Raw genomic sequence first — 12,791 nt, 5'->3', positions numbered from 1 at the left:
TCAGCCAGCCTTTGGGCTGGCAGGCTCAGCTCAGGTGCTTGCCAATGATGCCGGCCAGCTCAAACATGGTGGCGCTGTCTTTGCCGAACACGGCCTGCAACTTGCCGTCGGCCTTGATCGAGCGCTTGTCAGCCGGGTCTTGCAAGCCCTGGGCCTTGATGTAGTCCCAGATTTTCTTGACCACCTCGGTGCGGGCGTAGGTGCCGTCACCGATCACCGCGGCCAATGCGGCGCTGGGCTTCAAAGTGCCCACAGCGGCTTTGCGAGGCGCTTTGGGGGCGGCGGTCTTGGCGGCTTTTTTGGCCGCAGGGGCTTTGGCCGTTTTGGCGGCCGTCTTTTTGGCGGCCACTTTGCCAAACGGCGTCTTGGTGGCCGCGGTCTTGCGCGGCGGGTATTTCTTGCCGCCTTCGCGCTGCTCGAACTCAAACGTCACTTTGCCCTCTTCGGGGTTCCAGGCCAGCATGGCCTTGAAGCTGCGGCGGGTGCGGTTGCTGACGAACTTGTCGAGCACATCGGTTTTGCCGCTGGCCAGAAGTTTGACGACCTGATCACGCTCGATCGGCTGCTGCAAGATCAGTTTGCCAGTCTTGAAGTCGCAGCTCGGCGTGGGTTGCTCGTGCGTGGGCACGGCTTTGCTGCACACGTAGTTGCTGCCGTGCTCGTGCACCGGGCTGCCGCACTTAGGGCAAGCGCCCAAGGCCTCGTCGCTGAACTCGACGATCTCGCCGCTGTCTTCGTTTTTCTTGTCGTCACCGAACTCGAATTCGAGCTTCCAGTTCTTTTCTTCTTCGTTGTACTTGAGCGCCATCTCGGCCACAAAGGGCCAACCCGCCTTGGAGCGGAAACCGTCGAGCGGACCGATCTTCTTGTCGCGCATGAACTGCTCGACCTCGGCTTGCTCAAAGGTGCGGCCTGCGGGCGACTTGCCAAACGAGAAGCCGCAGCCTTCGCTCGCGCCGTCGGCGCCCGTGCAGGTGTATCTGCGGTAGTTCTCTTTGACCACACCACCGCAGTTGGGGCAAGGCGTACTGAGTGTGGCGTAGTCGCCGGGCACGGTGTCGCGGTCGTATTCTTTGGCTTTCTTGACGATGTGCTCGGTCATGGCCGCAATCTCGGCCATGAAGGTGGCGCGGCTCAATTTGCCTTGCTCCATCTGCGCGAGCTTGTATTCCCACTCGCCCGTGAGTTCGGGGCGCGAGAGTTCTTCCACCTGCAAGCCGCGCAGCAGCGTCATGAGCTGAAAGGCCTTGGCCGTGGGGATCAGCTCGCGGCCTTCGCGCAGCATGTACTTTTCGTTCAGCAGGCCTTCGATGATGGCGGCACGCGTGGCGGGCGTGCCCAGGCCTTTTTCCTGCATGGCTTCGCGCAGTTCGTCGTCGTCCACCAATTTGCCCGCGCCTTCCATGGCGCCCAGCAATGTGGCTTCTGAATAGCGCGCAGGCGGGCGGGTCTTGAGGCCCTTGGCCTCGACCGACTCGACACCCACGCGCTCGCCCGGCTGCACCGGCACCAGGTTCTGGCCCTTGTCGCCGTCTTTGGCGTCTTCCACCTCGTTGGCCGCTTCCTTGCCGTAGATGGCCAGCCAGCCGGGTTTGACCAGCACCTTGCCCACGGTCTTGAAGCTGTGGCCTGCGGCTACGCTGATGCGGGTGGTCACCTGGTACTCGGCGCTGGGGAAAAACACCGCCATGAAGCGGCGCACCACCAGGTCGTACAGCTTTTGCTCGGCCTCGGACAAGCCGCTGGGCGCTTGCAGCGTGGGGATGATGGCGAAGTGGTCCGACACCTTTTTGTTGTCGAACACGCGCGGGATCTTGCGCACATAGTTTTTGTTCAGCGCCGTGAGCGCATGCGGGGCCAGGTGGCGCATGCCGCTGTCGGCCAGCATTTCAAAGGTCTGCTTGGCCACGGGCACATAGTCTTCGGGCAGGTGGCGCGAGTCGGTACGCGGGTAGGTCAGGGCCTTGTGCCGCTCGTACAGGCTTTGCGCCAGGGCCAGCGTGGTCTTGGCCGAGAAACCGAATTTGCCGTTGGCCTCGCGCTGCAGGCTGGTCAGGTCAAACAGGCCGGGGCTCGCTTGCGTGGTGGGTGTGGCCTCTTCGGTCACGCTGGCGGTTTGGCCGCGCACCGCGTCGACAATGGCTTGTGCCTCGGCCGCGGTCCACTTCCGGTCGGCTTTCTTTTCGGCGTCTTCGTCCTTTTTCCATGCGGGGTCAAACCATTTGCCCGGATACGTGCCGGCAGCGGCGGCGAACTCGGCGTGGATTTCCCAATAGTCGCGGCTCACGAACTTGCGGATCTGTTCTTCGCGCTCGACCACCACAGCCAGCGTGGGCGTTTGCACCCGGCCCACGGTGGTCAAAAAGAAGCCGCCATCGCGCGAGTTGAACGCGGTCATGGCGCGGGTGCCGTTGATGCCCACCAGCCAGTCGGCTTCTGAGCGGCTGCGGGCGGCGTCGGCCAGGCCCTGCATCTGGGTGTCGCTGCGCAAGCTGTCAAAACCGTCGCGGATCGCTTGCGGCGTCATGGACTGCAGCCACAGGCGCTTGACAGGTTTGTTCAGCGGCTTGGCGCCGCCTGCGTACTGCTCGATCAGGCGGAAGATCAACTCCCCTTCGCGCCCCGCGTCACAGGCGTTGATGAGGGCGTCCACGTCTTTGCGCTTGGCCTGTTTGACCACAGCGCTCAGGCGGCTCTTGGTTTTGTCCACCGGCTTCAAGTCAAAGTGCGGCGGGATCACGGGCAGGTTGGCAAAGCTCCACTTGCCGCGTTTCACGTCGTACTGCTCGGGGGCCTGGATCTCCACCAGGTGGCCCACCGCGCTGGTGACCACATAGCGGTCGTTCTCGAAATGGTCGTCGTGTTTTTCGAACTTGCCCGACGTAGGCGTCAAGGCTTTGACGATGTCTTGAGCCACCGAAGGCTTCTCTGCAATTACCAATGTCTTCATGTCATTACAATCCCGTTGTCTCGCGTGTGCGCACGCGCCCGGGCACGCGCTCACGCGCACGCCCACATGAATTCACCATAACAAATTTTTAACGCCGTGGCCAAAACCCCTGTTTCTTCACCCAGTCGCACCGCACCGAGCGCTTCCGGCAAACGCATCCAGGTCCGCCGCTCCGGCGTGCATGGCAAGGGCGTCTTTGCCCTGCAAGACCTGGCCGAAGGCGAGACCATCATCGAGTACGTGGGCGAGATCATCAGCTGGGACGAAGCACAGGACCGCCACCCACACGACCCGAACGACCCGAACCACACCTTCTACTTCCATGTGAACGAAGACCGTGTGATCGACGCGCTGCACGGCGGCAACTCTTCGCGCTGGATCAACCACAGCTGCGACCCCAACTGCGAAGCCGACGAAGAAAACGACCGCATTTTCATCAAGGCCATCCGCAACATCTTGGCGGGCGAAGAACTGAGCTACGACTACGGCCTGATCATCGACGAGCCCTACACCAAGAAACTCAAGGCCGAATACCCTTGCTGGTGCGGCAGCGCCAATTGCCGCGGCACCCTGTTGTCGCCCAAAGAGCGCAAGGACACGCCCAAGATTCCAAGCCAGAAAAAAACCAAGGCCAAATCGAAGGACAAGCCCGCCAAAGACAAGGCTAAGGCCGATGCCAAGGTGAAAGCCAAGGGCAAAGCGCCCAAGGCGGCCAAGCCCGCGAAAGCGGAGAAAGCCCAAAAGGCAACCAAGCCCAAGAAAGCGGGCACCCCAAAAGGCTGACGCATGCTGGCCTGCAGCGTTGACCCTGTAGGAGGCCGCCCCTGCGGCCGAATGTGGAAATGGCTCCGGCAGTCATTCGCGAGCAGGGGCTCGCTCCCACGGGGATGCACAGGCCAGCGCACTTTCGCGAGCAGGGGCTCGCCCCCACAACAAGCCCGTTGAGCCACCGCCACCATGATCACGCCCACCGCTTGGCCTGCTGAAGCTGTTTGGGAGCAGGTGTGCCCGCTGCTGCCCGAATTCACAGTCGAGGTGTTGCCCGAGATCGATTCGAGCAACAGCGAGCTCATGCGCCGGGCGCGCGCAGGCCAACACGAAGCCACGCTGCTCGTGGCCGAGCGCCAGACCGCAGGGCGGGGCCGCATGGGGCGCGTCTGGCAAAGCCAGCCTGGCGACTCGCTCACTTTTTCTCTCAGCTTGTCCCTCCAGCCCAAGGATTGGTCCGGCCTGTCGCTGGCCGTGGGCCTGAGCCTGGCCGAAAGCCTGCACCCCGATGTGGGCCTGAAGTGGCCGAATGATTTGTGGTTCCAGGACCGCAAGCTCGGCGGCATCCTGGTTGAGGCGGCCAGCATGGGCGGCCGCAGCCAGGTGGTGGTAGGTGTGGGCCTCAACATCCGGGCACGTCCTGCAGAGGGTCTGAACACAGCGCCAGCAGCCCTGACCGAGCTGTTGCCCGACTTGACCGCCCCGGCAGCCCTGCTTCGCCTGGCCTTGCCACTGGTCCAGACCTTGCTGGCCTTTGAGCGCGAGGGCTTCGCACCGCTGCAAGCCCGCTTTGAAGCACGCGATGTGCTCAAAGGCCGACGCGTGCACACCAGCGACGGCCTACAAGGCATGGCGCTGGGCGTGAGCCCGCAGGGGGCTTTGCGTCTGCAAACCGATGCAGGCGTGCAGGACATCCACAGCGCCGAAATCAGCGTTCGCCCGTTTGGGGCGCAGGAGACGCCCCGATGATGCGTTGGCTGATCGCCTTGCTGCTGGTTCTGAACCTGGCCACACTCGCCTGGCAATGGGATGCCTTTGCCCGCTGGGGTTGGGGCCCGCACACCCAGCAGGAACCTGAACGCCTGCTGAAACAGATACGGCCCGAAGCCCTGAAAATAGAGATCCCTCCGGCACCCTTGCCAGCTGAAGCCTCGTCCGCAGCCAGCCCCTCTGCAACGACGCCGCCTGCAGCGGCCGAGCCGACTGCCCCGGTCACTGGCGCTGCTGTCCCTGACGCAGGCCAAAGCCCGAAAACCGCTCACCCTTGATTTTTTTCTGGAGACCCCACCCATGAGCCTGAAACTTTACTTTGCCCCCGGCGCCTGTTCTTTTGTGCCGCACGTGCTGCTGGAAATGAGCGGTGCCGAATTTGAACCCAGCATGGTCAAGCTGCACAAAGGCGAGCAAAACAGCGACGACTACAAAGCCATCAACCCACGCGGTCAGGTGCCCGTGCTGGTGAACAACGGCCAGCCCATCACACAAATTGTGGCCATCGTCCTGCACCTGGACCAGCTCTTCCCGCAGATGGGCTTTTTGCCCACAGAGGCCTTGGCCCGCGCACAAGCCCTCTCGACGCTGGCCTGGATGAACAACACGGTGCACCCGACGTTCACGCACATCTTCATGCCGCAGAAGTTTTCGGATCAACCCGAAGTGCAAGCGGCGCTCAAGCCCTACAACACCCAATTGTTCCGGGGCATGCTCGGCGAGTTGCAAGCCTTGGTGAAGGCCGCTGCCGCCAAAGGCCAGCCCTGGTTGAGCGGCGAACGCTTCGGCCCTCTGGACGCCTACAGCCTCACGCTCGCCCGCTGGGGCACGATTGCCGGCATCACCCCCGAAGAACACCCCGAGCTGTGGGCCTTTGTGCAAAAAGTGGCCGCTGAACCTGCCGTGGCACGGGTGATGGAGCGCGAGCGTTTGCAGCTGAACATGGGCAAACCTGCTTAAGGCGGACAACGCCCCTTCAGGCATTCGGCCGCAGGGGCAGCCTCCCACAAAATTCGCACCGCTTGCATGTTCAGGTGGGAGCGAGTCCCTGCTCGCGAATGACCGCCAGAGCCATTTCAGGCATTCGGCTACAGGGGCCGCCTCCCACAAAGTCCCGGGCAGCGCGGGTGCTCAAGCAGGTGCGTTGAACCGCAGCGTGAAGCAAGCCCCTGGTGGGGTCTGTCCGGGGTGGGCGGCATCCACTGTGATCGAGGCCCCGTGCTGCTGGGCGATTTCCTTGACGATCGGCAAACCCAGGCCTGAACCGTCCACGTTGGTGCCCAGCGCCCGGTAAAAAGGCTGGAACACCAGATCGCGCTCGGCCGCCGGAATGCCCAGTCCGTTGTCTTCGACCTGGATGACCAGGGCTTTGCTGTACGGGTCCACCAACACGCGCACGGTGACCACGCCTTGGCGCTCTGGCGTGCTGGGGGTGTAATGCACCGCGTTTTCGACCAGGTTGCGCAGCATTTCCTTGAGCAAAGTCGGGTTGCCCTGCACTTGTGCGCCCGTGGTGTCGGGATCGACCCCTTCGTAGCCCATGTCCAGGCCCTTGTCCATGGCGCGGGGCAGGCAGTCTTGCAACACTTCCTGGGCCAGCACCACCATGTCGCAGCTTTGTTGCGTCAAGTGCACCCCGCCACCTTCCGCACGGGCCAGCGACAAGAGTTGGTTCACGGTGTGTGTGGCCTGCACGCTGGCACGGCCAATTTGCTGCAGGGATTTTTTCAGGTCCTCTTCGCTGGAGCCTGAGCGCTGCGCCAGATCGGCCTGCATGCGCAAACCAGCCAAAGGCGTTTTGAGCTGGTGTGCGGCATCGGCCAAAAAGCGTTTTTGCGTGACGATGGAGTCCTTCAAGCGGTCCAGCAAATCGTTCACCGACACCACCAGCGGTGCCACTTCCATGGGCACGGCTTTGTCGTCCAAGGGGCTCAGGTCGTCGGGCTTGCGCGCACGGATGCGCTCTTCCAGTTCAGACAGCGGCTTGATGCCGCGCACCAGCGCCAGCCAGACCAACAGCACCGCCAAGGGCAGAAGGGCAAACTGGGGCAACATCACGCCCTTGATGATCTCGGCGGCCAGCACCGAGCGCTTTTCTCGTGTCTCGGCCACCTGCACCAGGGCCGGGTTTTTGCCCTCGGCATCCAGCCGGATCCAGGTGTAGGCCACGCGCACTTCCAGGCCTCGCATCTCGTCATCGCGGATGTGCACTTCGTAGCTGCTGCCCTTGTCTTCATCGGGCGGGGGCATGGGCAGATCGCGTTCACCGCTGAGGTGTTCGCCACGCCCACCTCGTACCTGGTAGTACACCAGATCGGTCTCGTCGGCGCGCAGCAATTCACTGGCGGGTTGGGGCAGGTTGAACTGCACGCGCTGCTCTGGCCCCAGCTTGACCTGCTGGGCCAAGGCCTGCACGTTGTAGACCAAAGCGCGGTCAAAGGGCTTGTTAGCCAGCCCTTGCGCCACCAGCCAGGTCAGGGCCAGGCTGATGGGCCACAGCAGCAGGAGCGGCGTCAGCATCCAGTCGAGAATTTCCCCGAACAAGGAGCGCTGTTCACGCTTGAAGAGCCGCACACGCCAGCCACGGGATTTCATGGTGGCGTCATCCTGGGTGCGGTGCGGGCGGGGGTCACATCAACCGGTGCTCAGCCCGGAATTTTTTCCAAGCAATAGCCAAGACCGCGCACGGTGGCGATGCGGATCGGGCCTTTTTCGATCTTCTTGCGCAGGCGGTGGATGTACACCTCGATGGCGTTGTTGCTGACCTCTTCGCCCCATTCGCACAGGCGCTCGACCAACTGGTCTTTGCTCACCAAGCGGCCCGCGCGTTGCAGCAGCACCTCGAGCAGCCCCAGCTCCCGCGCCGACAACTCGACCATCTTGCCGTCGATGGTGGCCACGCGGCCGGACTGGTCATAGATCAGTGGGCCGTGCTTGATCTGCGAGGTGGCACCCCCCATGCCCCGGCGGGTGAGGGCGCGCACGCGGGCTTCGAGTTCCTGCAGGCTGAAGGGCTTGGCCATGTAGTCGTCGGCGCCGTAGTCCAGGCCCTTGACGCGTTCTTCCACACTGTCGGCCGCGGTGAGGATGAGCACCGGCAAAGTGGAGCCCCGGGCGCGCAGTCGCTTGAGCACTTCCAGACCGTGCATTTTGGGCAAGCCCAGATCGAGGATCAGCAGATCGAATTCGTTGTTGGTCATCAAGGCGGCATCGGCCTCGCTGCCACTGGCCACATGGTCGACCGCCGCCCCTGCGCTGCGCAAAGTGCGCAACAAACCATCGGCAAGCACCTGGTCGTCTTCGGCTATCAGAATGCGCATGTCTGTCTCCTCTTGTTGTGGCTGCGGCGCTGGGCGGTCTGTCCCGGCTCTGTGATTCTAGTGTCAGGTTTGCGCGTTGCCTGTGGACACACACGGGCACCCGCTCAATGCGCGTAGGCCTCCAGCCCTAGGGCCACTACCGTGGCCACGTCCTTGCCCACTGCCTCGCGAAACTCGGCCTCGGCTTGGGCCACCGCATCTTTGAAGGCCTGCAGCCAAGCCAGCCCCACGGGCGTGAACACCACGCGCCTCGCCCGCGCGTCCAGCGGGTCGGCTTCGCGCTGCACCAAACCCCAGGCGGCGCACTGGTCCACCAGATCGCCCATGGCCTGCTTGCTCATCCCGGCAGCGCGGGCCAGATCGGTCAGGCGAGAGCCTTCCAGCGCCAGGTGCCGCGTGATGTGCACATGCGCGGCGCTGATCTGGTCACGCGAGGCCAGATTGGCCAAGGCCAAGGGCACGCCCTCGTTGCCCGCCATCAGGTGCAACACGCGCTCGTCAAAACGCCGCATCGCATGGCCCAGCAAACGGCCCAGATGCGTCTGGCGCCAGCGGTCATCCTGCAGCGCCGGGCTGCTCAAGGCGGTTGAAAGGGTGTTTTCTGACATGCCCAAATGATAAGGCAAACTGACCAAAAATAGTGTTTACAGCTTTATACAGCTCGTTTACAGTACTGTTCACGCATCCAGTAAACACAGCTTCCCGCTGAAACCGGTGCCCCAACCCATTGATATTCAAGGAGATTCCCATGAGCGACGACAACAGCGAAAAGTCCAAAGCCCTGCAAGCCGCCCTGGCCCAGATTGAAAAACAATTTGGCAAAGGCACCATCATGCGTCTGGGCGAAGGCGAAGCCATCGCCGACATCCAGGTCGTCTCTACCGGCTCTTTGGGCCTGGACATCGCCTTGGGCGTGGGCGGTCTGCCCCGTGGTCGCGTGATCGAAATCTACGGCCCCGAGTCGTCGGGCAAAACCACCCTCACGCTGCAAGTCATCTCTGAAATGCAACGCCTGGGCGGCACCTGCGCCTTTGTGGACGCCGAACACGCGCTGGACGTGCAATACGCCCAAAACCTGGGCGTCAACCTGCAAGACCTGCTGGTCAGCCAGCCCGACACCGGCGAGCAAGCCCTGGAAATCGTGGACAGCCTGGTGCGCTCCGGCGCGGTGGACCTGGTGGTCATCGACTCGGTCGCAGCCCTGACCCCCAAGGCCGAAATCGAAGGCGACATGGGCGACAGCCTGCCCGGCCTGCAAGCGCGATTGATGAGCCAGGCCCTGCGCAAGCTCACCGCCACCATCAAGAAAACCAACTGCACCGTCATCTTCATCAACCAGATCCGGATGAAGATCGGCGTCATGTTTGGCAGCCCCGAAACCACCACAGGCGGCAACGCGCTCAAGTTCTACGCCTCGGTGCGCCTCGACATCCGCCGCACCGGCACCATCAAGAAGGGCGACGACGCGATCGGCAACGAGACCAAAGTCAAAGTGGTCAAGAACAAAGTGGCCCCGCCCTTCAAGACGGCCGAGTTCGACATCCTGTTTGGCGAGGGCATCAGCCGCGAAGGCGAAGTCATCGACATGGGCGTGACCGCCAAGATCGTGGACAAATCGGGGGCTTGGTACGCCTACCAAGGCGAAAAAATCGGCCAAGGCCGTGACAACGCCCGTGAATTCCTGCGCGAAAACCCGGCCCTGGCCCGCGAAATCGAGAACAAGGTGCGCGAATCGCTGGGCATCCGCTTGCTGGAATCGGCGATTGCCGAACCCAAAGGCGAATAAAAGGCCATTGCGCGGAGACAAGCCTTGAACAAGCCCGGCTTTCAGCCCTCGCTCAAAGGCCGCGCCCTGCGGCTTTTGAGCCAGCGTGAACACTCGCGCGCTGAGCTGGAACGCAAGCTGGCGCCACACGAAGAAGTGCCCGGCGAGCTGGCCAAAGCCCTGGACGAGCTGCAAGCACGGGACTTCATCAACGACGGCCGTGCCATCGAGTCGGTGGTGCACCGCCGCTCGGGCAAGCTGGGTGCGGCGCGGGTCAAGCAAGAGCTGGCTGCAAAAGGTTTGTCGGGTGAGGCCGTGAGCGCCGCGATGGAGGGCCTGCGCGCAACCGAGTTCAGCCGCGCCTTGGCCGTTTGGCGCAAAAAGTTTGACCGCCCAGCCGTCGACCCGAACGAGCGGGCCAGACAAATTCGCTTTTTGATGACCCGCGGGTTCAACGCCGAGGTGGTGCGCAAGATCGTGCAAGGCGCCGACGAAGACTGAACTGAAGGCACAGCCCACAAAGCCCTCTGAGGGCTCCCCCCAATGAACCTCCCTGATACCAGGGAAACCACCTTGCTTTCTCTTGCTCCCGAAGGGGCACTTCAAGCTGGAGAGAGCCGCCACAGGGCTCTGTCGATGGCTTCAGTATCTTGAAGAATTCGGGGCGTGACCGTGTGTTGTGTCACACAGCCTGCATCTCACCCGTCACAAGCCCAGCATCAACGCGATGTTTTGCACCGCCGCACCACTGGCACCCTTGCCCAGGTTGTCCAGGCGAGCGATCACCACGGCATGGCGAGCCTCTTCATTCGCAAACACCCGGATCTCCAGCTGGTTGGTGTCATTCAGGGCCGTGGCGTCCAGTTTCAAGTTGTCCGTGGGCGGCAACACGCTCACCCAGCCGCCTGCAGCCTGGCTGGCCGCGTAATGCGCCTGCAAGGCCGCGTGCAGGGCAGCCGCTGTGGGCTTGCCCGGCAAGCTGTCCAAATGCAGGGGCAGTTGCACCAGCATGCCCTGGCGGAAATTGCCCACCGCCGGCACAAACAAGGGGCGGCAAGTCAGCCCGGTGTAGCGCATGATTTCGGGGATGTGCTTGTGCTTGAGGCCCAGGGCATAGGCTTCAAACAGGGGAGCCCGTCCTGCCTCGTAGTCTTCGATCATGCTGCGGCCGCCACCGGAGTAACCACTCACTGAAGGCAGGCAGACCGGGAAATCACGCGGCAGCAGCCCGGCGTCGACCAAAGGCCGCAAGATGGCGATCGCACCCGTCGCATAGCAACCGGGGTTGGCCACCCGCTCGGCCTTCTGCACGGCGGCCAGTTGGTCGGCGGCCAGTTCAGGAAAGCCAAAGACCCAGTCGGGATGGCAGCGGTGCGCGGTCGAGGCATCCACAATGCGCGGTTTTTTACCCGGCAGGCTGTCGATCATGGCCACCGACTCGATGGCCGCATCGTCGTGCAGGCACAGCACCACCAGATCGGCCGCGGCCATCAACTCGCGTTTGGCCTCGGGGTCCTTGCGACGGGCCGGGTCGATGCTGAGCACCTCGATCTGGGGCATCAATGCCAGCCGCTCGCGGATCTGCAGTCCGGTCGTTCCGGCTTCGCCATCGATGAATATTTTGGCCATGGGTATTACTTTCTGAAGAATTCCGGGCCTGCACGTCAAGTCAATGTAAGACGCAAGGCTCAGGATTGGTGCATTGCAGCATGATACAGTCGCAGGCTGCAGTGTCCAGAGCCTGCTGACGTGCCCGGCTTGATTCAGGCACCCCGGCAGACCGGTCGAATTACCACCCCTCTGAGAGAAGACCTCATGAAGATTCACGAGTACCAAGGCAAGGAAATCTTGCGTCAATTCGGTGTGCCCGTTCCTCGCGGCATCCCGGCATTCACCGTTCAAGAGGCTGTTGAAGCCGCTCAAAAACTGGGCGGCCCAGTGTGGGTGGTCAAGGCCCAGATCCACGCCGGTGGCCGTGGCAAAGGCGGCGGCGTCAAAGTGGCCAAAACCATCGACGACGTCAAGCGTTTGGCTGGCGAGATCCTGGGCATGCAGCTCAAGACCCACCAGACTGGCCCCGAAGGCCAGAAAGTCCGTCGCCTCTATATCGAAGACGGCGCTGACATCAACAAAGAATATTACGTGTCTGTGGTCACCGACCGCGCCACACAAAAGATCGCTTTCATCGCTTCGAGCGAAGGCGGCATGGACATCGAGGAAGTGGCCCACTCCACCCCCGAGAAAATCATCACCGAGTTCATCGATCCCCTGAGCGGTCTGGGCGATGCCCAAGCCAAGAAGATCGCTGACGCGATTGGCATGCCTGCTGACTCCACCGCGCAAGCCGTGGACATCTTCAAGAAGCTGTACCAGTGCTACATGGAAACCGACGCTTCGTTGGTGGAAATCAACCCGCTGAACCGCGACAGCAAAGGCAACGTGATGGCTCTGGACGCGAAGTTCAACTTCGACTCCAACGCCCTGTTCCGTCACCCCGAAATCGTGGCTTACCGCGATCTGGACGAAGAAGATCCCGCGGAAGTGGAAGCTTCCAAGTTCGATCTGGCCTACATCAGCCTGGACGGCAACATCGGCTGCCTGGTCAACGGCGCTGGCTTGGCCATGGCCACCATGGACACCATCAAGTTGTTCGGCGGCGAGCCTGCCAACTTCCTGGACGTGGGCGGCGGCGCAACAGCCGAGAAGGTCACTGAAGCCTTCAAGATCATGTTGGGCAACAAGAATGTCAAAGGCATTCTGGTCAACATCTTCGGCGGCATCATGAAGTGCGACACCATCGCGACCGGCGTGATCACCGCTTGCAAGGCCGTGAACCTGTCCGTGCCACTGGTCGTGCGCATGAAGGGCACCAACGAAGAGCTGGGCAAGAAGCTGTTGGCCGAATCCGGTCTGCCGATCATTGCCGCAGACACCATGGCCGAAGCCGCGACCAAGATTGTTGCTGCCGTCAAATAAATGACTTTGCGGGACAGCACTT

The 12,791-nt window shown here is 62.4% G+C and carries 12 protein-coding genes; 7 read left to right on the top strand and 5 right to left on the bottom strand.

Annotated elements, in window-relative coordinates; all coding sequences use genetic code 11:
* Positions 1–25: 25 nt before the first annotated feature.
* The gene (locus ACZ5RT_RS15560) at positions 26–2,950 is read right to left on the bottom strand and encodes a DNA topoisomerase III (protein ID WP_464453054.1); all 2,925 of its coding nucleotides are present in this window, start codon (positions 2,948–2,950) and stop codon (positions 26–28) included.
* Positions 2,951–3,046: 96 nt separating this feature from the next.
* Here ACZ5RT_RS15560 and ACZ5RT_RS15555 point away from each other — a divergent pair, with 96 nt between their 5' ends.
* The 4 genes from ACZ5RT_RS15555 to ACZ5RT_RS15540 all read left to right on the top strand — a co-directional run bounded on the left by ACZ5RT_RS15555 (position 3,047) and on the right by ACZ5RT_RS15540 (position 5,668).
* Positions 3,047–3,733, top strand: a complete 687-nt coding sequence (locus ACZ5RT_RS15555) for an SET domain-containing protein (RefSeq protein WP_464453053.1) — start codon at positions 3,047–3,049, stop codon at positions 3,731–3,733.
* 174 nt (positions 3,734–3,907) lie between these two features.
* Positions 3,908–4,687 carry a biotin--[acetyl-CoA-carboxylase] ligase gene (locus ACZ5RT_RS15550; RefSeq protein ID WP_464453052.1) on the top strand — a complete coding sequence of 260 codons (780 nt, stop codon included), beginning with the start codon at positions 3,908–3,910 and terminating at the stop codon, positions 4,685–4,687.
* Positions 4,684–4,986 (top strand): hypothetical protein, encoded by a 303-nt coding sequence (locus ACZ5RT_RS15545; protein ID WP_464453051.1) that lies wholly within the window; start codon positions 4,684–4,686, stop codon positions 4,984–4,986. Before ACZ5RT_RS15550 ends, ACZ5RT_RS15545 begins: the two co-directional genes overlap by 4 nt.
* Before the next feature lie 22 nt (positions 4,987–5,008).
* Positions 5,009–5,668, top strand: coding sequence for a glutathione S-transferase family protein (locus tag ACZ5RT_RS15540; protein WP_464453050.1), 660 nt, complete (start codon positions 5,009–5,011; stop codon positions 5,666–5,668).
* Positions 5,669–5,839: 171 nt separating this feature from the next.
* On the opposite strand, the gene ACZ5RT_RS15535 is transcribed toward ACZ5RT_RS15540, so the two are convergent.
* From ACZ5RT_RS15535 to ACZ5RT_RS15525, 3 genes are all read right to left on the bottom strand, one after another.
* Positions 5,840–7,303, bottom strand: a complete 1,464-nt coding sequence (locus ACZ5RT_RS15535; RefSeq protein ID WP_291925534.1) for a sensor histidine kinase — start codon at positions 7,301–7,303, stop codon at positions 5,840–5,842.
* 50 nt (positions 7,304–7,353) lie between these two features.
* Positions 7,354–8,028, bottom strand: a complete 675-nt coding sequence (locus tag ACZ5RT_RS15530; protein ID WP_108406347.1) for a response regulator — start codon at positions 8,026–8,028, stop codon at positions 7,354–7,356.
* 104 nt (positions 8,029–8,132) lie between these two features.
* Entirely contained in the window at positions 8,133–8,636 is a 504-nt protein-coding gene (locus tag ACZ5RT_RS15525) for a MarR family winged helix-turn-helix transcriptional regulator (protein ID WP_464453049.1), read from the bottom strand.
* A gap of 140 nt (positions 8,637–8,776) precedes the next feature.
* Here ACZ5RT_RS15525 and recA point away from each other — a divergent pair, with 140 nt between their 5' ends.
* Together recA and recX are read left to right on the top strand one after the other, a co-directional pair.
* Positions 8,777–9,814 carry a recombinase RecA gene (gene recA, locus ACZ5RT_RS15520; RefSeq protein ID WP_108312311.1) on the top strand — a complete coding sequence of 346 codons (1,038 nt, stop codon included), beginning with the start codon at positions 8,777–8,779 and terminating at the stop codon, positions 9,812–9,814.
* Positions 9,815–9,838: 24 nt separating this feature from the next.
* On the top strand, positions 9,839–10,294 hold the full coding sequence (recX, locus tag ACZ5RT_RS15515; RefSeq protein ID WP_464453048.1) for a recombination regulator RecX: 456 nt from the start codon (positions 9,839–9,841) through the stop codon (positions 10,292–10,294).
* 204 nt (positions 10,295–10,498) lie between these two features.
* On the opposite strand, the gene argC is transcribed toward recX, so the two are convergent.
* Positions 10,499–11,422 carry an N-acetyl-gamma-glutamyl-phosphate reductase gene (argC, locus tag ACZ5RT_RS15510; RefSeq protein ID WP_464453047.1) on the bottom strand — a complete coding sequence of 308 codons (924 nt, stop codon included), beginning with the start codon at positions 11,420–11,422 and terminating at the stop codon, positions 10,499–10,501.
* Positions 11,423–11,608: 186 nt separating this feature from the next.
* Between argC and sucC the strand changes: the two genes are divergently transcribed.
* Entirely contained in the window at positions 11,609–12,769 is a 1,161-nt protein-coding gene (gene sucC, locus ACZ5RT_RS15505) for an ADP-forming succinate--CoA ligase subunit beta (protein WP_464453046.1), read from the top strand.
* Positions 12,770–12,791 lie beyond the last annotated feature (22 nt).

This window comes from Limnohabitans sp. TEGF003 (assembly GCF_055395455.1).
This window is presented reverse-complemented; position numbering and strand designations above follow the sequence as displayed.

What these genes read in the sequence shown, in the direction of transcription:
- argC (WP_464453047.1), bottom strand. Translation starts at nt 11,422, where the DNA reads ATGGCCAAAATATTCATCGATGGCGAAGCCGGAACGACCGGACTGCAG.
- ACZ5RT_RS15535 (WP_291925534.1), bottom strand. Translation starts at nt 7,303, where the DNA reads ATGAAATCCCGTGGCTGGCGTGTGCGGCTCTTCAAGCGTGAACAGCGC.
- ACZ5RT_RS15545 (WP_464453051.1), top strand. Translation starts at nt 4,684, where the DNA reads ATGATGCGTTGGCTGATCGCCTTGCTGCTGGTTCTGAACCTGGCCACA.
- recA (WP_108312311.1), top strand. Translation starts at nt 8,777, where the DNA reads ATGAGCGACGACAACAGCGAAAAGTCCAAAGCCCTGCAAGCCGCCCTG.
- ACZ5RT_RS15560 (WP_464453054.1), bottom strand. Translation starts at nt 2,950, where the DNA reads ATGAAGACATTGGTAATTGCAGAGAAGCCTTCGGTGGCTCAAGACATC.
- ACZ5RT_RS15550 (WP_464453052.1), top strand. Translation starts at nt 3,908, where the DNA reads ATGATCACGCCCACCGCTTGGCCTGCTGAAGCTGTTTGGGAGCAGGTG.
- ACZ5RT_RS15525 (WP_464453049.1), bottom strand. Translation starts at nt 8,636, where the DNA reads ATGTCAGAAAACACCCTTTCAACCGCCTTGAGCAGCCCGGCGCTGCAG.
- sucC (WP_464453046.1), top strand. Translation starts at nt 11,609, where the DNA reads ATGAAGATTCACGAGTACCAAGGCAAGGAAATCTTGCGTCAATTCGGT.
- ACZ5RT_RS15530 (WP_108406347.1), bottom strand. Translation starts at nt 8,028, where the DNA reads ATGCGCATTCTGATAGCCGAAGACGACCAGGTGCTTGCCGATGGTTTG.
- ACZ5RT_RS15540 (WP_464453050.1), top strand. Translation starts at nt 5,009, where the DNA reads ATGAGCCTGAAACTTTACTTTGCCCCCGGCGCCTGTTCTTTTGTGCCG.